This window comes from Candidatus Amarolinea dominans, from assembly GCF_016704685.1.
Lineage (GTDB): Bacteria > Chloroflexota > Anaerolineae > SSC4 > Amarolineaceae > Amarolinea > Amarolinea dominans.
The window spans coordinates 129,612-150,122 of sequence record NZ_JADIZS010000012.1; the positions used below are offsets into that span (position 1 = coordinate 129,612).

Genomic DNA, 20,511 nt, shown 5'->3' on the forward strand with positions numbered 1-20,511 from the left:
TTCTTCTATCCTCCATCCCACTGGCCGGCGACGATGGCGACATCCGCCAGCGTGACCGCGCCGTCGCCATCCAGGTCGTACCAGCGGTCGAAGACCGGTTGGGCTGCGGTCTCGCCCCAATGCACAGCGACGGACTGCACATCCACCACGTCGGTCAGGCCGTTGCCGGTCAGGTCGCCCTGCGCGTAGAAGCGCCGCCACGTTTCGATCCACTGCCAGGCGGCCGGGTCCTCATGGCCCAGGCGCCAGATGGCGATGCCCGCGATATCGTAGGCGTCTGCCAGGCGCAGCCGGTGACGCACCGCCAGCCCATCGAAGAACCAGACCTCGTGCGCGCCGTAGCTGAACCACGGCTCCTTGACATGCCCGCTGCCGTCCGCATCCTGCCATTGCAGGGTCGCGCCGTGACTGGCCAGCCGCGCCATCGCCTCGGTCCAGGTGATGGCCTCGCCGCTGCTGCCCACCCAATCGTAGCCGTAGAAAGGTACGCCCAGCCAGATCAGCGCGGGGTCCACCACGCTCACAGCAAAATCGAGCACATCCTCGCTCCAGGCCAGCGGCGCCAGCGGCCCGGCCGGGCTGGTTGACCAGTGATAGTCGTAGACCATGATGCGAAAGCGATCCACCACGCGTCCCAGCGCCGCGTAGTCCTGCGCCTGTGGGCCGCTCCATGTGCCCGGTTCCGAGGTCTTGGGATGCACCGCAATGCTGACGCGCTTGCCCTGGCCGTGCAGGCTGCTCGCCAGCTCGGTCATGAAGGTCGTGAACGCGTCGCGGTCGCCGGCGTAGAGGCTTTCGTAGTCAATGTCAATGCCATCGAAGCCCCAGGCGTTGATCTGCGCCAGGATGGTCTGGATGTGCGCCTGGCGCAGGCTGGCGCTGTTGATGATCGTGCTCACACGGGCCGGGTCGAACTGATTGGTGATCGTGGGGAAGATCAGATGACCGTTGGCGTGCATCTGACTGACGAGGCCGGCGTTCACCGGCGCCAGCGCGAGCAGGCTGCCATCCGCGGCCGCGCTCAGCTCGTACTGGAACGGCAGGATGTCATCCAGCGCGGCGGCATTGGCCTGGTAGCTCGCCAGCGCCGCGGCCTGATCCCAACTGACCGGCATCCACGGCGCCACGCCCCGCCGCCGGTCGAGGTTGGCGTAGCCGTCGTAATCATGCACCGCCACGCCGCCAAAACCGGCCGCGCCCGCGTACGCGTTGCGCGTCACGGCCAGCTCGCCCAGCATCACCCGGCGCCCCTCCTCGTAGAAGGTGATGTAGGCCGGCTGGCCGCCCGGCGCATTGGTTTCCACGCCCACGCGCACCGCCTTGCCCGCGCTGCCCGCAAACGTCACCTCACTGGCGGCCAGCGTCACCAGGCCGTTGCCGCCCCAGGCATGGTCGCGGTAATCCATCAACGTGGCAACGCTGACCCGGTTGAGCACATGCTCGCTCAGTGGCCGCGTCTGCCCGTTGTAGGTGACGATCCGGCCGTCGTACCAGAAGGGGATGTCCACCACCAGGGCCAACCCCGCGCCGCCGGCGGTTAGGCGGCTGCTGACCGCATCGAGCAGCGCCAGATACTGCTGCGCCGTGCCCTGCGGATCGGTTTGCCAGGCGGGCAGGGTGTGCGGCTCCACGTCCAGGTGAACGGCCGCGGGCCGGCTGCCGAGCGGCAGGGCCAGGGTCTGCGTGATAGCGCGGTCAATCAACTCCAGCAGATCGGCATGGTTGGGGGTCAGCGCCCAGGGCGCGTAGCCCAACAGCCATTCGACCTCCAGCCCGTGGCTGTTGGCCTCGCCGGTGAACGCGCCGAGTGCGGCCGCGTTGCCGCGCAGGTAGCTCTCCGATTCGACGTAGAGGGCGTTCAGGCGCTCCTGGCCGGCGAAGGCGAAGAGCGCCTGGCGTGCATTGCCCGCTATCACGTCGTTCCAAACCCACAGGCCGCGATGGGTCTCAGGGCCGGGCGTGGGGGTTGGCGTAGCGGTTGGCGGCGGGCCATTCGTGCCCAGGATGCTGATGTCGTCCAGGTAGAAGGTCGCCTCGCCGCCGCCGTTGCCATCGTAAACGTTGAGACGATTGAACTGCGTCGGCGTGGCCGCGCCGTCGTGCAGCAGGACGGCCAGGGGAATCGTCACCTCGGTCCAAGCGTTGGGAGGCGTCACGCCGCCGGGCAGAAAAGGCGCCAGGTAGATCCAATCGAACTCCGGGTTGCCGGCGCTGTTGTCGCCCAGGCTGACGGCCAGCACCTGCCCACCGCTGGCGCCGCCGTGCAGCCAGAAGTGCAGCGCGGTGTAGCCAGGGGCGGGGTACACGCCGGCGTTGTGCGCCAGCGAAAAGCCGCCCCAGCCCGTGAAACTGACGCGCATGGCGTAACTGCCGCTGTGAACCTGCTCTATGCTGCTGAAGTCCAGCGTGCTCGTGGGCGCCTGCTTCCAGAGCGCCCTGCGCCATGGGGACCCAGGGCGTCTAGGCAAAGGGGCAGGGTCGGGGGCCGCACCGCAGTGGCCAGACAATCACAGCAAAACCGATGATGGCAGCGAGCAAGTGATTGACTTCGAGCCGCTTCCTCCGTCATGCGGGGCGCCTGCAGATGAAACGTTGTTTGCCCAGAAGACTGACACCGGCACGATCGAATGGCCGAATGGCGCTGATCTCAACCCGGTGATTCTTCACGACTGGCCGGAATACAGCGAACAGATCATCGCTGAACGCCGAGCTCGCTATGCCGCGATAGTCTGAATTCCGAGGCGGGACGGATCGCACTGGAGTCAATTGATACAACAGGCGCCGGTTGGAACCAACCGGCGCCTGTTTTTATGGCAGCGAATCGTTCAGTGGCCACACCGGTCGGGGCGTGATGTGACCGTCATGGGGCCGGGGAGTTTCCGGCCGGCCCCATGAGTTTACATGATCGTCATCGCGGTGGTTTAGCGGGCGGTGCGCTGACGCAGCGCCATGCCCACAACCGTCATGAGCACCAGGGCCAGGGCCAGCGGCAACCACAGGTTGGTCGCGGCGGGTGCGCCGCTGTCCAGGCTGCTCAACTCCACACCGGTCGGCGGCGTCGTGGGCGTCGCAGTCGGTGTGCTCGTCGGCGGCGGCGTCGTTGCGGTCGGCGTGGGGGTGGCGCCAGTTGGCTGACATGACTGCACCGTCACGTCGTCAACGTCCCAACCGGTATCGCTCACCGAGGTGTCGGAGCCGAGGCGCCCGCGGAACTGCGCGGTCTGTCCGGCCAGGCTGCTGACGTCGGCGATGGTCTGGAAGTAGCTGGTCCCATTGCACCAGGCCTCCAGGCCGGCCAGAGGATTGCTGAAGCTGGCGGAGACCAGACCGGTGTACGGGCCGGCCAGCAGGTTGGCATTCGGCACCTGGGTCCAGGTGGCGCCGCCGTCGGTCGAAGATTCCAGGATACCGCCGTCGTAGCAGGCGGTGGCGCCGCTGCTCTCCAGGTTCGGCAGGTGCCAGAACTTGATCACGACCGGGTTCTGGCCGCTGGGCAGGGCCACAGCCGGCGAAACCAGGCGCTGATCAGAGACCGTGGCCGGGTCGAGACCGCGGAAGTGCGAAGCGCCGCTGTGCGGGTTGGTCGTGATGATCGCCCAACTGTCGGCGCCGCTGGCTGCGCTATGGGTCCAGCCGGCTTCGCCAGCTTCGAACCCGTACTCATAGAGGATATTGGCGGTGGTGCCGGGGCCGCAGTCGCCAGGCGCGCCCTGGGTGGTGAAGCTGAAGGTGCTCGAGTAAGCGCCAGCGCCGCAGGCATTGTTTGCCTTGACGTGCCAGTAGTAGGTGGTGCTGGTGTTGAGCGAGGCGCCGTTCCAGGAGGTGCCGGTCAGGCCAGTGGCCGAAGCCACGATGTTGGTGAAGCCGGCATCGGTGGCAACCTGAATGTCATAGGTCGTCGCGCCGCTCACCGCGTCCCAGGTGAAGGTGGGTGTAGCGCCCACACCGGTCGCGCCATTGGCCGGCGCGGTCAGGTTCGGCGCGCCGGGCGCAGCCGCCTGCACGGTCAGCCCAACCGGGGCCTGATGCACGTTGGGGCCGGCGGCCGTGCCCACGACGTTGAAGTTGTAGGTACCCGCGGCCGCGCCGCTGATGGTCATCGTACTGCTGCCGGGCGGGGTGACCGGGTTGGCGCTGAAGCCTGCCGTGCCAGGGTTGCCCGAGGCGCTCAGAGTCACCGGGCTGCTGTAGCCGCTGACGCTGCCGATGTTCACGGTGTACGCAGCATTGGCCCCAACGCAGATTTCCTGGCTGGCTGGCACTGCGGCGATCGTGAAGTCAGCCGTGCCGCATTCGTTGAACTTGAAGGCGCCAATGCGCAGGCGCCAGCCGTTCGAGCTGGTGGTGGGCACGTATTCGTTGACGTACCAGAAGGTGCAGTCATCCACCGGGTCCACGGTCATGGAAGTGTAATCGCCCCAGCGCTGGCTGCCGGTCTGGGAGCCGGTGCCGTTGATGACGGACGCTTCACCCTGCGGCATGGTGCCCAGCGGGTCGCCCGAGAGGCGGCCGGTGTACCACGAGCTTGGGAAGGTGGTGGTGCCGTTGGAGGCGCTGTAGCCCAGCGCCATGTTGCCGGCGCTGTCCATGGCAATCGAACCCATCCAGCGATGGATGGTGTCGGAGGTGCCTGGGGCGTAGGTGCCTTCCTGGTAGATGACCGGGCTGGAGTTGGGGCTGCGGATTTCCCACCAGCGGATACCGGACATGGTGGCCGAGGCCTCGACCGACTGGTTGGTCACCAGCGACTCATGGGTACCAAAGTTGCGGTAAGCCAGGCGGAATGTGGGGCGCTGGCGATAGCCGAGGTGATCAATCTTGTTGGCGGTGCCCGGCTGCGGTATGCAGGAGCGGCCGGAGCAGAAGACAGGCGACGAATCGAAGGCCGCGACCGGAATGGTGTTCGCGAGGGTGAACGTCGAATTGGCCGGTGTGACAAAGTCTGCGTGGAACTTCCACAGGGTCAGCGCGTCCTGAGGCGCGCCGTAGGGGCCGCCGTTGTCCATGGAGCCAACGAAGTAGTTGGGCGAACCAGCCGGCGGCATGGTGCTGCCGTCCATGTCCGTGGGCAGCAGACCATCGCCGAGGTTGAAGGCGCCGCCCGCGGAGGCCGGCGTCGCGAGGAAGGAAATCACCTGCGCAGCCGGATTGCCGGAGATCAGGTCCGCACGCTTGACCGCGTAGGCGCCGATACCCGTGAAGGTCGAGCCGCCGGCAAACTCACGCGTGCTGATGTAGAGCGCATCGGGCCAGAAACCGTACTTGGGATAGTCCGGGAAGTTGGTGCCGGTGCTGAAAGCCCAGCGATAGTAGGTTCCTGTGGGGTCGGACGTGGTCGAGACGGCCACGCAGTTGAAGTAGGTGGGGCCTGAGGCCGTGAACTGGCTCAGCATCCAGCGGTCCGAGACCTGGTCGTGCAGGACGACCGGATCGCCGGAGTTGTCGGTCTGGCAGTCGCCGCCAAAGCCGGCCCACAGGGTGTTGTTGAGCGCCGGGCCATAGAGCGAGGTGCCAGTCTTGTTGAAGACCTGGAACGACAGGTTGCTCATGACCACGACGTGGTTGGGGCCAACATCGCCATTGGGATCGGGCGGAGAAACACTGGAAACGTTGGGAGGGCCATCGAAACTGACAATCGGGGTGGGGATCAGCGCCGGTCCGTAGATGGTTTGCAGGGCCGCATCGGCGTCCTGCGGGCCAAGCGCGCCTTCGAGGCCAGTGGGGCGCTCGGGAATCTCGCTGAATCCCTCCGCAGGCTTGGGAAGCAGCGGTGTGATCGAACGCAGGGGGGCCGAGATGTCAAAGCGAACGGCGGTGCTAACGCCACGGTAGATGCCGGTGGGAACTTCACTCCCTTGGGCGGTAGGGGCGGCGAGCGCGGGAACGACAAGGGACGGGACCATGACAACGATCATGATCAACACCAGTGAACACGAGGCTAGGAAACGACGGCTCATTGCATGTCTCTCCTTATGATATTGCCCATGCTGGGCGGCGACGAGAAAGATGGGGAACTGCCTGACGGAGACTCACAAACTGTGGGGAGCAGGATTATAGCATCTGGCGACGGTAATAGCAAACAGCCCTACCGCCGGGCGCGTCAGGCTGGGGTCGCCACCCTCCCCTTGCGCAGGCTGGCTGCCGCACACATCGCCGGGCCAGCCGCAAACGCCCGTCGCGGCGCAAGCTCCTTACCCGGCGGGCCTGCGCAAGGTTGGGCGATTTTTCGGCGAACAACCCTCGCAGGGGCCAATGAACATCGCAGCGTTGACTTGTCACGACGTTGCGTGCCTCTGAGGTCGTCATCTTGCCGCAGCCCTGCGAGGGGGAAGTGGAATCCCCTTGCGCAGGCTGGCGAGGGGATTGGATCAGGCGACAGGCAGGGTGAAGAAGAAGCGGGCGCCCTGACCCGGAGCGCTTTCAGCCCAGATCTGACCGCCGTGCCCCAGGATGATGTGGCGAGCGATGGAAAGCCCCAACCCCGCACCGGTTTCACTACTGCGCAAGCGGGCGCGGTCCCCCTTGTAGAAACGCTCGAAGATGCGAGGCAGCTCACTGGCCGCAATGCCGGGGCCTTCGTCCCACACTGTGAACAGCGCCCACTGGCCGTCGGCCAGACCGACGGGCGGGGTCGGCAAGGGGATGTCAGTCGTCGCGGTGATGGCGCCATCCTGACACTGAATGGTCACCAACCTGATACCCACGCGTCGCCCCACGGCGCTGAACTTGATGGCGTTGTGCAGCAAATTAGCCACCACTTTTTGCACCTGTTCAGGGTCCGCCAGCACCGGTTCCGCGCCCGCCAATGTCAGCACCACCTGCAAGCTCTTGCGGTCAGCCTGGGGGCGCAGGCGCTCGATCACCGGTTCGACGATGGCGAGCGGGGCAATCGGCACAAATTTCAACAACACCTGCCCCGACTCGATCTGGCTCAGATCGAACAGCTCGCTGGCCAGTTGTTGCAGGGCATCGGCCTGTATACACATGTTCTCCAACAGGCGACGCGCCATGGAGGGATCATCGAGCGCACCGTTACGCAAGGTCTCCAGGGTCAACTGCAGGGCGGCGATGGGGGTGCGCAGATCGTGCGAGATGTTGGCCACGAATTCACGGCGGGCGCGCCCCAGGCGTTGCAGTTCGCTGACATCGTCCAGGGCCAGGACGACGCCCTGCTGGCGAGCCGCCCACGCGCGCACACGCCACAGACGCGCCTTGAACGCCACCTGGCGCTCCATCAGAGCGTGGCGCTCCAGGGCATCATCCACCGCCTGGCTGATCTCATAGCTCGGCAGCGCCTCGATCAGCAGATTGCCGGGAGCCATGTTGGGGTTGATGAGCTGCTGCGCCTCCTCGTTGAGCCACAGCAAACGGCGGTCATCATCCAGGATCAGCAAACCGCAGGTAGCCACGATCCCCAGCGCCTGACGCTGCACCTGGCCGGCAGCCAACGCGTCGCGTAGTTCGTTGTAGGCGCGCTGACGGCGCGCCAGTTCATACTGCGACGCGACCAGGCGCGCGCGCAAACGTTGAACCCACCACGCCAGGCCCAGGCTGACCGCCAGCAAGGCCAACGCCAGCCAGCCAATGGCTGAGATGCTTGTCATGGTCAAGCCTCGAAACGATAGCCCAGGCCGCGCACGGTCTGGATGTGAACAGGGTGCGCCGGGTCATCCTCGATTTTTTCACGCAGCCAGCGCACGTGTACATCCACGGTGCGATCGTCGCCAAAAAAATCCTGACCCCAGACGTGACTCAGCAGCAAATCGCGTGAGAGGACGGCGCCGCGGTGGCGCATCAACTCGGCCAGCAGGCTGAACTCCTTCGGCTTCAACGCCAGTTCCGCGCCGTTGCGGGTGGCCCGGCGCGCAATCAGATCGAGCACCAGGTTGCCGGCCTCCAGGGTATCGCGCGGCGCGCTGCTGCGCGTGCGGCGCAGCAGCGCGCGCACGCGCGCCAACAACTCCCCCAGGCTGAACGGTTTGGTCAGATAATCGTCCGCGCCGGTCTCCAGGCCGATGATCTTGTCCAACTCGCCGCCGCGCGCGGTCAGTATCAGGATACTGCAATCGGCGGTTGCCGGCTCGCGACGCAAACTGCGGCAGACCGACAGCCCGTCCAGTTCAGGCAGCATCAAATCCAGAATGATCACGTCCGGCGCCAGCGTCCGGGCCAGCGCCAGCGCCTGCAAGCCAGTGCTTGCCTGCGAGACCGCGTAGCCTTCCTTATTCAGGTTGTAGACCAGGGCTTCACGCAAGGTCGCTTCATCTTCTACCACCAGAATCGTGTGTGTTTCCTCCACGCCATCCCCTCCTGTCGGGCCTGGAAATTCCAAATCCCAAATCCCAAGTATAACACCATTCTAACACAGAACCGGGCGCGATTCGAAAAAGCGTTGACGTAGCAGGCGCTTGATGATATAATGGGGCCAAGTCGAGTGCGGTAAACAAGGTAGGTGTCATCATGAATCAAACTCAACAGCAAGCCTTCGTTGACGTGTGGCGTACGGGCATTGCGTTGGTGGATGCGGTCAACCGGATGGATCAGCGCAGCGCACAGCGCCAGGTGGCTGCGCGTAGCCGCCTCGACACGCTGATCGAGGTGTATGGCATCGGTGCATTGGTGCCGCTCTTTTACACTCACGTAGAGGGCGGCGGGCATTATCCCCACAGCTTTGCCACCCTGAGCAGCCATGAGGCGCTGTTGGAATTGGGGCGCTGTCGCGACATGCAAACGCCCGCGGAATCTACCTTCGCCTACGTGTCGCTGCACCTGCGCCGGCACGGGCGTCAACCCTGGCTGGCGGTGGATGTGCGGCCGCTGCCGCTGGCTGCCAACCTGGATCGCGCGGCCTGCGAACAGAGCCTGGCCGCCGGTGAGGGCGATGCCCTCGTACTCAAGCTGTTGACCGGTCGCCTCTACATGAAACCGCGACGCCAGGTCAGCCTGGACCCGGTGGAAACTCGCCTGGTCGAGGAGATGCCCAAGTCGCATTTCAGCCTGCCAGAACAGGTCTGCGCGCTCCTCCTATGGCGTGATTTTCAGCACGAAGAGGGCAAGTTGGACATGGCCGCCGTTCCGGCCTGGGCAGCAACCGTGCAGCACGTGGTCGGTGTTCTCAACGGCCACGGACTGAGCAGCGCCCGCAGCGCCGCGTTGTACGACGTTGACACGATGCAGGTGCGCAGCCTGCGTCAGCACCTCATGCAAACTGTCAGGCTGAACAATAACGCCGATCGTTATACCGTGTTCGACCCCCCGCCGGCGCCGAAGTTCCAGGGCGCGGCCAAAGCTGCAGCCTGACGCTGTCAGCCTCAGCCTGCCTGGAATTCAGACAGGATTCACAGGATTGACAGGATATTCGAACTCTCGTGCCGATAGTTTTGCACACCACAGAGCAAGAATCCTGTACATCCTGTTCATCCTGTTCATCCTGTTCATCCTGTCCAAATCGGCCTGCAGGGTGAGCAGTTACCGTTATCCCGGCTTGCATCCCTGCGTGTGAGCCGGGAATCATGGCAATTCGTGTCTGAATCCGCAGGTTGTAAAACAGTTTACAGACCGGGACGTGAACCACAGCGATAATCAGCCCACGAGTACCCCTTGCAGTTTCGTTATCAGACAAGTTGGCAAGAAGTGGGTTACCGCTGATGGCTCTTTCCGCGCAAATGACCGCCCTGCGACTGTTTCGAATTGCGCTCTTCGTCAAGGTGATCACCATCTTGGCCAGCCTCCTGGTCGCGCTGGCCCTGGGCGAACGGGCGGCACAGCAACATCTCAGCCTTGCCATGTTCCTCACCACCCTGCTGCTCGTCCTTTTCGGCACCAACTGGTTGGAAGCGCGCCTCGGCGCCGCCTATTTTCCACTGGCCTTACTGCTGGCGATACCCCCGCAGGCGCTGGAGTGGGGACTGCGGCCCCTCGTGCCCGGTCAGAACCTGCTGACCGATTTTGGCGCCGTCGAACCGTTCCTCTTCCTCGTTCTGCTGGTTGTCTTGGCCGCCGGGCGCTATGGCTTTGGCGCGGCCTTGCTGGCCACCGTCGCGGCCGCCATCGCACACAGCCTGGCCGTCCTTTGGTTCGATGGCCTGGCGCACGTGGATCTGATTAGCCTGGCGGCGCGCCTCTTCATCCTGGGTGCGGCGGCGATGACGACCGCCTGGCTGCGGCTGCCCCAACCGGCCGCAACAGACACCCATTCGCTGCCTGTGCCCGTCACTGACAAACTGTCCGCCGATGATTTGCGCCGGCGCCTGGCCCGCGTCCTGCTCGAACTGGATGCCCGCGTCGAAGGCATCGAAAACCGGTTCGCTGACGACGGGACGCCGCTGGGATACGCGCTGGCCCTCACCCGCCTTGACATCTCGCACGCACGGGCGCTGGCTAACCTGGCCGATCCGGCCTGCACGTGTCGCCTGGGGCTTGAAGAAGCGCTGCGCCATCATGTCGCGACCTTCCGTGAACGCACGGGCGCCAACGTGGCTCTGCAACTCTACCTGGCGCCGGACAGCTTGGGGCCGGAGCAGGCCGCGGCCGCCTTTCACATCGTGGAAGAAAGCCTCAACAGCCTGGCATCCAGGCCGGACGCGCAGGCCAGCGTCTCCTTGAAATGCAGCGGCAGCCATGTCGCGCTCAGTGTCCACGGCCAGCAAGACGGCGCCGATGCTGTGTTCTCTGCCGCTGACGCGCGCCTGAACGCCTTGCGCCAGCGCGTCGAAGCGGTCGGCGGCATGTTTTGCATCAGCCACCAGGCCCAAAGCGGCACCACCGTCGCTTGCGTCTTTCCGCGGCGCGTGTGACTACGCCACCCTGGCAGCCCAAAGCCATCCTACGCCTGCTCCTTCTGGCGCTCCTCCTGCTGACCCTGGGCGTGCTCTACGGTCCCGCGCTGATTGACCTGGTCCGCGATCGGGCACGCGTCGAAGCCTGGCTGGCCGCGTTTGGCCCCTGGGGCCCGCTGGCGCTCGTCCTCCTCAACACCCTGCAGATCGTTATCGCGCCCATTCCTGGCTACTTCGTGCAGGCGGCCGCCGGCTATCTCTTTGGCACACTGGCCGGCGGCATCTACGGCACGATTGGCATGGTGACCGGCGGCGCACTGGCTATGAACCTGGCACGCTGGTATGGGCGACCCCTGGTCGTGCGCCTGGCCGGACCAGAGCGGCTGCAGCGTTGGGAAGGGGTCATCCACAGCGATTCGATCTGGCCCTGGTTCATCCTGCTGCTGGGGCCGGTGGGCGACATCCCGTACTTCATCGCCGGCCTCACCCATGTGCCGATCTGGAAGATCCTCCTCATTGCCCTCGTGCTGCGCGCCCCCTCGGTCTTCGTGGCTGCGGCCGTCGGCGCCGGGGTCATCGTCCTCCCGCCGGCATGGTGGCTTGCCTTTGGCGCCATCCTGGTCGTGATCGCCTCGCTGCTGCACCGCTACCGTGAGCGCCTCGAACACTGGATGGATCACCTGCTCCTGCGCCGCGTCGCCTGAATCTCCCCAGCCGTCGGACCGCGAGTCCCGAACTTGTTCGGGTTATTTTCATATGAGGTTAGCGCAAATTTCCACGCTAAATGTGATTTACATCAGCCTATTGTCTACGGTGCCTGTGATAAAATAGACACATCCCGTGAAAGGATCTGTTTTCTCTCTTGCAAACCTGTAGAAAGGCGTTCATGATATGCTCACGCTGCCTGAAAAAATCCTCTTCATTCTGTGCGTCGCCGCTGCGCTCTACTATGGCTATCTAGGCTTCAAGAAAATCTACCTGGTCATCCGTCGTGGGCAAGGCGAGCTTGACGCGAAAAAATTCGTCGCCCAACTGTTTGACGCCGCCATCAACTGGCTGGCTCTGCTGCCAACCTGGCGCGCGCGTAAAGTCCCCAGCATTTTCCACGCCATGATCGCTTGGGGTTTCACCTTCTACTTCCTCGTCAACTTCGGCGATGTCGTACAGGGCTACTTCCCCATCACCTTCATGGGCAACGGCCTCATCGGCAACGTCTACCGCTTCCTGGCCGACATCTTCAGCATCTCCGTCCTGGTCGGCATGGTCTACTTCCTGATCCGGCGCTTCATTGTCAATACGCCGGCGCTCACCTATCGCAGCAACATCAAGCTGATGGACCGCATCAAGGCCGGCGGCATCCGCCGTGATTCGATGATCGTCGGACTCTTCCTCCTGCTGCACATCGGCTTCCGCTTCCTGGGTGAATCGTTCACCATTGCCGGCGAGCGCCTGGCGACCGGCGCCGGGGATGCCAGCCAGCCGTTTGCCAACCTGGTCAGCGGGCTGTGGGGCGGCATGAGCGCCGGCGCCATCGAGGTGATGCAGCATGTGAGCTGGTGGGTGGCGCTGGGCCTGATCCTGGCCTTCATCCCCTACTTCCCGCGCACCAAGCACATCCACCTCATCATGGCCGGCGTCAATTTCTTGACCAAGCCCAAGCGCACGTCGCGCGGCGCGCTGGAGCCGATCAACTTCGAGGATGAGTCCATCGAGCAGTTCGGCGTCGCGCGCCTGGAGCAGCTGCCCTGGACGCACCTGGTTGACGCCTACGCCTGCATCATGTGCAACCGCTGTCAGGATGTGTGCCCGGCCTATATCACCGGCAAGGAACTTTCGCCCTCCGCGCTGGAGGTGAACAAGCGCTACTACATCAATCAGCATGTGGATTTGCTGGCTGCGGGCAAGGAATCGCCTGACCGCATGCTCGATTTTGCCATCAGCGAGTCGGCAGTGTGGGCCTGCACCGCCTGCGGCGCCTGCATCGAGGTCTGCCCGGTGGGCAATGAGCCGATGTTCGACATTCTCTACATGCGCCGCAACCAGGTACTGATGGAAAGCGAATTCCCCGAGCAACTGCAGCCTGCGTTCAAGGGCATGGAGCGCGCCGGCAACCCGTGGAACCTGGCCCGCGGCGATCGCATGGCCTGGGCAGCCGGCCTTGATATTCCGACCGTGGAAGACAACCCGGACTTCGATGTGCTTTGGTGGGTGGGCTGCGCGCCCTCGTATGACAGCCGGGCGCAGAAGACCGCGCGTGATTTCGCCAAAGTCCTCAAGGCCGCGGGCGTCAACTTCGCCATCCTCGGCGAGATGGAAAACTGCACGGGCGACAGCGCCCGCCGCGCCGGCAACGAAGCCCTCTTCTTCGAACTCGCACAGGCCAATATCGAAACCCTGAATGAGTTCAAGCCCAAGCGCATCGTAGCCACTTGCCCGCACTGCCTGCACACCCTGGGCAAGGAGTATTCGCAGTACGGCGGCAACTTCACCGTGATCCATCACACCGAACTGATCGCCGAACTGATCGCGGCCGGCAAGCTCAAGCCGGACCTGGCTGCGGTCGGCCCCGTCACCTACCATGACCCCTGCTACCTGGGGCGTCACAACGGTATTCTGGACGCGCCGCGCACCGTCCTGGCGCAGTCGCAGATCAACCTGGTGGAGATGGCACGTAACCGCAACCAGTCCTTCTGCTGCGGCGCGGGCGGCGCGCAGATGTGGAAGGAAGAAGAGCACGGCAGCGAGGCGGTCAACATGAACCGCTACATCGAGGCGGCCGGCACCGGCGCTAAGACGATCGCCGTGGGCTGCCCCTTCTGCCTGACCATGCTGACCGACGCCAGCAAGCAGGCCGACCAGGGCGTGCAGGTCAAGGACATCGTGGAACTAGTGGCTGCGGGTTTGCCCAACCCCAACGGCTAAGCGACAGGATCCAAAGGGTCGGGGCATCTGGGGCTTAGCCGGTTTGGGCCTGGAACCCGGGCAGACCGGCTGAAGCCCGCGGGTACATTGGGCGGCTAAGCGAGGGTAGGCTGATCAAAATCCAGGGGGGGCAGGTTACTTAACCTGCCCCCCCTGCAGATTTTGCGATCAACTCGGTCAAGCGTCAAAAAACACGAGTTTCTCAGCGCGGCCAGGCCTTGTCAAGGGGATGACAGCCTCGGCCATGCTCAGACCACTATCCAGAAGCCATTTGACTTCCTCTCTGGCGCACGCGGCTGTCACGGTAGTTCCTTCTGTGCCCGGCTGCAGCAGAAGCACCTCATCCAAACCGATACCGCTGTACAGCCTCTCGTGCGGGACAGCGGCGTTGTGGCACAATGGACATGTTGGCGCAACCAGCGCCCTATCGCCAACGTCATGCTTAGTACGCGGCGCGCACATTGGTGTGGCGCGCCCGTTTGTCATGGAACCCAGGAGGTTGACCATGAAACGCTCACGTTGGATTCCGTTCGTCGTCGCATTGCTCCTCACATCGTTCCTGCTCACCCATCATTCGAACCCGAGCGACGCGGCGCCGTCTTTGGCCGGCGCGCCTGTCGGGTCATCTGTGGTATCACAACCGGCCTGGCGCAGCGGCGGCCCCTACGATGCCAGCCAACAACCGATTGCCATTGGCGACGTGGCCGCGTCGCCGGCCTACGCCAGCGATGGCACCCTGTTCGCCGCCGGGCAAAGCGGCGTCTACCAAACCACCGACCGCGGGACGAGTTGGCAGGTCGCGCTGCCGCTGCCCGCACGCGGCGACCATGCCCAGGCCACCCATGTGCGTATTTCGCCCGGCTATGCCACCGACGGCACGGTGTTTGCCACCTTTGTCAATGGCGCCACCTGGGTGTACGGCCTGGTCAAATCCACCGACCGCGGTCAAACCTGGACGTTCGACACCAGCCACGGCGAGATGCGTGCCCTGGCCCTTTCGCCCGCCTATCTGACCGATGCCACGCTGTGGACGGCCAGGGGTGACGAGGTCTTCAAGTCAACCGATGGCGGCGCCGCCTGGTCGCCCTATCGCCTGGCGCCGCCCGGCGATAGCTTCGACGTGTTCAACCTCGCGGTTTCGCCCGCGTTTGCCAGCGATCATACCCTGTTCGCCACCGGCTATGGCGCCACGCGGCGCAGCACGGATGGCGGGCAGACCTGGGCCAGCGTGGGCGGCTATGCGCCCGGCTATGGCGTGGCTGTTTCCCCGCTCTACGCGCAGGACAACACCGCGTGGACCACCTATCGTTTCATCGAATCGCCCGGTGATGGCACGCCGGAGAGTGCGGTACAGCGCACGACCAATCGCGGCGCCTCGTGGGCGCTCACCGCGACCGGGTTGCCCGGCGATTATGAGCCATTTGCGCGCAGCCTGGCGGTGTCGCCCGCCTACGCGAACGACCGCACGCTCTTCACCGCGCTCGGCGGCCAGTTGGTTTCTGGTCTCTCCCACAGCCTGTTTCGCAGCCTGGACAGCGGCAGCACCTGGCTCGATCTTGGCCCCGCGCCCGGCAACCCGGATACCCATGCCCTGGCTGTCACCTCGACGGCGCTCGATGGATTGATGACCCATGTCGCCACGTCGGCCGGCGTCTGGCACTTCGGCGGTTTGTGCGAGGAGCGCCTGGTCAACGGCGGCTTCGAGTACGACGCGGCCTGGCGCTTCCCCCAGACGCCCCATCCGGCCGCTTACAGCACCCGCGTGGTGCGCAGCGGTCAACGCAGCGGTCGCAGCGGCATTGACCAGGGCCGCGATGTCTACAGCTACTCCAGCGCATCGCAGACCGTGGCCCTGCCGGCGGGCGCCAACATCACCCTGACCTTGTGGTGGTACCCGGTCTCGGCCGAGGTCAACCTGCGGACGCCCGGCGATGCCCCTGCTCCGGGCGCGGCCGCCCTGACCTGGGAAACGCCCCTGGCCGGCGATCGCCAGTATGTGCTGATTCTCGACAGCAACGGCGCCATTCTGCGCACCCTGCTGTGGACGCGCAGCAATGCCCGCGCCTGGCAGCGGCTGGACGCCAACCTGGGCGACTTTGCCGGCCGCACCGTGCAGGTTCACTTCGGCACGTTCAACGATGGCGACGGTCGTAGCACGGCCATGTATGTGGACGACGCGTCGCTCATCGCGTGCGCGCCGAGCGTCAGCAGCAGTCACTTGCCGTTCGCCCCCAACCGTCTCGCACTCAATCCTCCCCCGACGCCCACCCCCACGCCGACCCCCACGCCGACTGTGCCGCCCAACCTCCTGCAAACGCGCTACCTGCGCTCGTTGGTGACCGCGCCCGGCGAGGGCGGCGCGCTCTACGGCCTGACCAACGAAGGCTACCTGGTGAGGAGTGATGATCGCGGCGAGAACTGGAGTTACCTGCCGCTGCCGGCGCTCATCAGCGGCGCGCCGCTGCGCAGCCGCGGCTACATCGGCATGGACTACAATCACCCGCAGACGCTCTACATCGGCGCCAGTTATCAGGGTTTGTGGCGCAGCACAGACGCCGGCGCGTCTTGGGCCAGGCGCAGCGATATTCAGGCCGGGCCGGTCACTGTCAGCCTGGACAATCCCGATCAACTTTTTGCCGGCGTGCCCTGGTCGAGCGCCATGCAAACGACGCTCGTCACCAGCACCGACGGCGGCCTGACCTGGGCAGAGGCGGGCATGGGCCTGAATGGCGACGTGACCAGTCCCATCGTGATTGACCCGCAGGCGCATAACGTGATGTTCCTCATCACCAGCACAGGGCCGCGCGGCGGCGCCACCCTCTACCGCACCACCGCGGCCATGTGGGAGCCGCTGCCCACCGCGCCGCTCGGCTTTCCGCTCAGCGGCGGGCCGGGCTTCGGCCTGATGCTCGATGGCGGGTCGCGCGGCCTGGTCGTGGGCAACGATGATGTCCTCTTCATCAGCCACAATGCCTTCTTGCCCGACCGTTACGCCATCACCTGGGACTACATGCACGATTTCGCGGCGCCTTTCCGCGCCTTGCCGTTGGCCGTGGGCGGTGTATCGGTCAACACCGCGCTGTACGCCTCGCTGTACGATTTCGTCAGCGCAAACGGCCGCACACTGCGCAGCGACGACTACGGCGCAAACTGGACGCCGCTCGACATTCCGCCCTACGAGCAGCTCATCCTGCCCGGCGGCCCGGCCGCGCGCGTCTTTGGCTACCCCTGGAGCAACATCATTCAGGCTGATGTGCTGGCCAGCCCCAACCGCCTGCTCTATCGCTCCACCAACGCCGGCGCGATCTGGTCGGAGATGGGCGTCGCGCTGGCGGAACACACCATCAGCAGCGCCTTTCCCGACATCCTGTACGCGGGCGAGGGCTATCCTTGCTACGCGGGCGGCGACCCCACGCCCTTCTGGCGCACCACCAACGGCGGGCAGGCGTGGTATCAACTGCTCAGCGGCCTCAACCTGAAGCCGCTGACGGCCAACTCGCTCGATCAACGCCTGTACGCGGCCGGCTGTGACGGGCCATACCTGAGCACGAACGCCGGCGATTCCTTCACCCATCAGCCCAGCCCGCTCTTTGGCCTGTACGATGTCAAGGCGATGGCGCCGGTCGAACCAGGTTGGAACACGGTCTGGGTTGGCGGCGTGAGCGAGGGCGGCGGCGGCGCGGTCATCCTCAGCACCAACGGCGGGGCCACGTGGACGCGGTCCACCCCGCCGGAGTTCGACATGGGCTGGTTTGGCGATCTGATGGTGGATCGTTGGACGGCCGGACATGTCCTGGCCGCGGCCGCCAACGGCGTCTTCCACACGTCCGACAACGGCGCCAGTTGGCTGAGCATCTCAACCGGCTTGGCCGATGAGCTGCCCGGCGGGCTGTTCTCCCTGGCGCAGATGCCGGCCGACCCGCAGCATCGCTACCTGTTGGGCGCCAGACATGGCTTGTACGTCCGCACGCCAGCTTCCATGCAGCACTGGGCGCGCGTGACCGGAACCTCTTTCGACAACCTGGAGGTGCGCGACCTGCTGGTGATGGACGCCGCGCCCTACGATCTGTATGTCACAACGCCTGCCGGTGTCTTCATCTTTGATCTGCACAACCTGGCCGCCGCCCCCACGCCCACCCCAACCAGCGCCAACACCGCCACCCCCACGCCCACTGCCGCGGCCACATCTACCCCCACGCGCACGCCCACCGCGACCGTGCCGGTGACATCCACCCCCACGCGCACGCCAACGCCGACTGCAACTCCTTCAACCATCCCGACAGCGCTGCCGGGGCAGGCGCCAACGCCCTACTGGGCGGGTCGCCTGAATCTGCCGGCCGGCGCGCATCCGCACGGTATCGTGCTCAGCGCGGACGGTCTGCGCGCCTACGTGGCTTTTCATGGGGATGAGCACAGCGGCCGCACGCTCGGTGTGATCAACACCAGTCCGCTCGCCCTGCAGACCCAGGTCAACCTGGCGAGTGAGGCCAATGAAGCCACCGGGCCAAACGGCGTGGCCTGGATCAGCCCCAACGGCTGGCTGGGCGTGACGAACCGCCAGACGAACAACGTCAAGATCGTGGATGCGAACACCAACACGGTCGCCAACACCGTGACGGCCGATCTGCTGCCCAACGGCATCGTGGTGCAGGGCAGCTACGGCTATGTGGCAAATTTTGGCAGCGATACGGTGACAGTGTTCGACCCTGTCTCGCTGGGCGTCATCCGCACCCTGCACGATGTGGGGCATGAGCCAAGCCTCTTCGCTGCGGATCCGGTCACAGGCGATGTCTATCTTTCGGCCCACGGCGCCGATGAGATTGCGCGGCTGCACGACGGCCTGACCGTCGGTCACTACACCGGCATCCCCCGGCCCTACGGCCTGGCTTTCGACCCGGTCAGCCGCTATCTGTACGCGGCCAATCGCGGCAGCGCGCACACCGTGACGGTGCTCGACACGCAGGCGGCAGCCGTGGTGGCGACGCTTGCCGTCGGCAAAGAGGCGTTCGTTCTGGCGGTCAATCCAGACAGCGGGCATCTCTTTGTGGTGTGCGGTGACGAGGTCAGGGTTTACCGGACGGATGACTGGGGCCTGGTGACCGTGATTCCGCTGCCGGTTGGAGCGGAGGAAGGCATTGCGCTCGACTCGGCGCGCGATAAGGTTTACATCACCAGCGGCGACGGCAACGCCATCACCGTGATTCAGGATCAAGGCCCGGCGCAGGTGGTGTTTGCCAGCAACCGCGATGGCAACAGCGAAATCTACCGCATGCTGCCCGACGGCCGTGAGCAGCGGCGCTTGACCTTCACCAACGACGCGTATGAAACCTCGCCGGTTGGCTCGCCCAACGGCCGCTGGATTGCGATGGTGCGCGCCGATGCCAGCGGCCCCGGCCATCTGTGGCTCATGAGCCGCGATGGGCGCAATGCACGCCAGTTGACGTTTGGCAGCGGCCATGATCAAGACCCGACCTGGTCCGCGGACAGCAGCCGGCTGGCGTTCAGCAGCGATCGCGATGGCAATTGGGAAATCTACACGGTGGAGGTGACCAGCGGCGCGGTGACGCGCTTGACGAATCACCCGTCCGCAGACCTGGGGCCTGACTGGTCACGTTCGAGCGGCCGGATTGCGTTTCAGTCGAACCGCATTGGCCCGAACTCGGAGATCTTCAGCATGGCGGCCGACGGCAGCGACGTGCGCCGCCTGACGGTCAACCCCAACGGCGACGCCAGCCCCAGTTGGTCGCCCCTGGCCAATCGTTTGGCCTTCTGGGGCACGCGCGAGCAGCAGGGGCTTTACACCATGGCCGCGGATGGCAGCAGCATTGTCTTGCTCGTGCCGCAGGCGCTGCGACCGAGTGCGCCGGCCTGGGGTTTTGTCGGCGAGACCATCGTCTTCAGCGGTTATCGGGCCGGCAGTGGGCACAGCGAGGTGTTTCGCATCGGGGCCAATGGCAGCGGCCTGGCCCTGCTGACATTCAATGAAGTGGATTTCGACTACGCGCCCGATTGGCTGCCGGGGTGGTAATGCAAGCCTCCGGCGTGCCTCGTTGGCGCACGGAAGCGTGATTCGTCGCGGGGGGCGTCGTCACGCCGGAGGCGTGACCTACGGTTGAGAGTGCGAATTTACGGCGGGGGCTAGTGATGATCGGCGTCGCCGTTCTCGCTTTCTTCTCCGTCCTCTTCACGCCAGGCCCAGGGGCTGTCGGGGGGAGTTTTGCCGTTTTTATCGGCCAGTCGGCGCTGACGCTGGCGCTGGCGTTCTTTGGCGCGCTGTTCCAGGTGATAGCTGACCGGCGCCAGCACCACCAGGCCGGCGATAGTCAGCAGGGTGGTGAAGATGGCCAGGGCAAAGGCGCCCACGCCTACCGCCATGCCGATAGCAGCCACCAGCCAGATCGTGGCCGCGGTGGTCATGCCGCGGATGCTGCTCTTTGTCTGCACGAGAGCGCCGGCGCCCAGAAAACCGACGCCGGTGACGATCTGCGCGGCGACACGGGCCGTATCGCGCGAGGTGCCCTCCATCGGAAACCAACTCAGGGACAGGATGGTGAAAAGACACGAGGCCACCGCGATGACCATGTTGGTGCGTAGCCCGGCCGGATGTCGTTTCCAGATGCGCTCCAGCCCAATCAGGCTGCCGAGCAAAGCAGCCAGCGTGACCTTGAACGCCACTGGCCCCAGGCTGGAAAGTTGTGCTGCGAAATCAAGAGTTGAATCCATGAACAGAAGTATACAAGGAGCCATGCATGCCGTCAACTGGCGCGGGCGCGCAGGGCGTTAAAATTCTTTTGACATCCGCTTGCCTTCA

The 20,511-nt window shown here is 65.0% G+C and carries 11 protein-coding genes; 6 read left to right on the forward strand and 5 right to left on the reverse strand.

From position 1 onward, the window contains the following. Window positions 1-5: 5 nt before the first annotated feature. Window positions 6-2,360, reverse strand: a complete 2,355-nt coding sequence (locus tag IPF85_RS09135; protein ID WP_343407770.1) for a glycosyl hydrolase family 18 protein — start codon at window positions 2,358-2,360, stop codon at window positions 6-8. A 28-nt stretch (window positions 2,361-2,388) separates the two neighbouring features. Between IPF85_RS09135 and IPF85_RS09140 the strand changes: the two genes are divergently transcribed. Continuing rightward, the gene (locus IPF85_RS09140) at window positions 2,389-2,733 is read left to right on the forward strand and encodes a hypothetical protein (RefSeq protein ID WP_343407771.1); all 345 of its coding nucleotides are present in this window, start codon (window positions 2,389-2,391) and stop codon (window positions 2,731-2,733) included. Between the two features lie 188 nt (window positions 2,734-2,921). Here the strand turns inward: IPF85_RS09140 and IPF85_RS09145 are convergent, their stop codons facing one another. The 3 genes from IPF85_RS09145 to IPF85_RS09155 all read right to left on the reverse strand — a co-directional run bounded on the left by IPF85_RS09145 (window position 2,922) and on the right by IPF85_RS09155 (window position 8,299). Continuing rightward, window positions 2,922-5,957, reverse strand: a complete 3,036-nt coding sequence (locus IPF85_RS09145; protein WP_343407772.1) for a hypothetical protein — start codon at window positions 5,955-5,957, stop codon at window positions 2,922-2,924. 411 nt (window positions 5,958-6,368) lie between these two features. Then, window positions 6,369-7,604, reverse strand: coding sequence for an ATP-binding protein (locus IPF85_RS09150; protein WP_343407773.1), 1,236 nt, complete (start codon window positions 7,602-7,604; stop codon window positions 6,369-6,371). A 2-nt stretch (window positions 7,605-7,606) separates the two neighbouring features. Continuing rightward, window positions 7,607-8,299 carry a response regulator transcription factor gene (locus IPF85_RS09155; RefSeq protein ID WP_343407774.1) on the reverse strand — a complete coding sequence of 231 codons (693 nt, stop codon included), beginning with the start codon at window positions 8,297-8,299 and terminating at the stop codon, window positions 7,607-7,609. Between the two features lie 161 nt (window positions 8,300-8,460). Here IPF85_RS09155 and IPF85_RS09160 point away from each other — a divergent pair, with 161 nt between their 5' ends. The 5 genes from IPF85_RS09160 to IPF85_RS09180 all read left to right on the forward strand — a co-directional run bounded on the left by IPF85_RS09160 (window position 8,461) and on the right by IPF85_RS09180 (window position 19,728). After that, entirely contained in the window at window positions 8,461-9,300 is an 840-nt protein-coding gene (locus IPF85_RS09160; RefSeq protein WP_343407775.1) for a hypothetical protein, read from the forward strand. A gap of 347 nt (window positions 9,301-9,647) precedes the next feature. After that, window positions 9,648-10,796: a hypothetical protein gene (locus IPF85_RS09165; protein WP_343407776.1), complete on the forward strand. Its 1,149-nt coding sequence runs from the start codon at window positions 9,648-9,650 to the stop codon at window positions 10,794-10,796. Further along, window positions 10,793-11,482 (forward strand): VTT domain-containing protein, encoded by a 690-nt coding sequence (locus IPF85_RS09170; RefSeq protein WP_343407777.1) that lies wholly within the window; start codon window positions 10,793-10,795, stop codon window positions 11,480-11,482. The genes IPF85_RS09165 and IPF85_RS09170 overlap by 4 nt, the downstream gene beginning before the upstream one ends. A 187-nt stretch (window positions 11,483-11,669) precedes the next feature. Beyond that, a complete protein-coding gene (locus IPF85_RS09175; RefSeq protein ID WP_343407778.1) occupies window positions 11,670-13,700 on the forward strand; it encodes a (Fe-S)-binding protein in 2,031 nt (676 codons plus the stop codon). A gap of 505 nt (window positions 13,701-14,205) precedes the next feature. Next, a complete protein-coding gene (locus tag IPF85_RS09180) occupies window positions 14,206-19,728 on the forward strand; it encodes a hypothetical protein (protein WP_343407779.1) in 5,523 nt (1,840 codons plus the stop codon). Between the two features lie 110 nt (window positions 19,729-19,838). Here IPF85_RS09180 and IPF85_RS09185 read toward each other — a convergent pair whose 3' ends face one another. Further along, on the reverse strand, window positions 19,839-20,423 hold the full coding sequence (locus IPF85_RS09185; protein ID WP_343407780.1) for an MgtC/SapB family protein: 585 nt from the start codon (window positions 20,421-20,423) through the stop codon (window positions 19,839-19,841). Window positions 20,424-20,511: the final 88 nt, after the last annotated feature.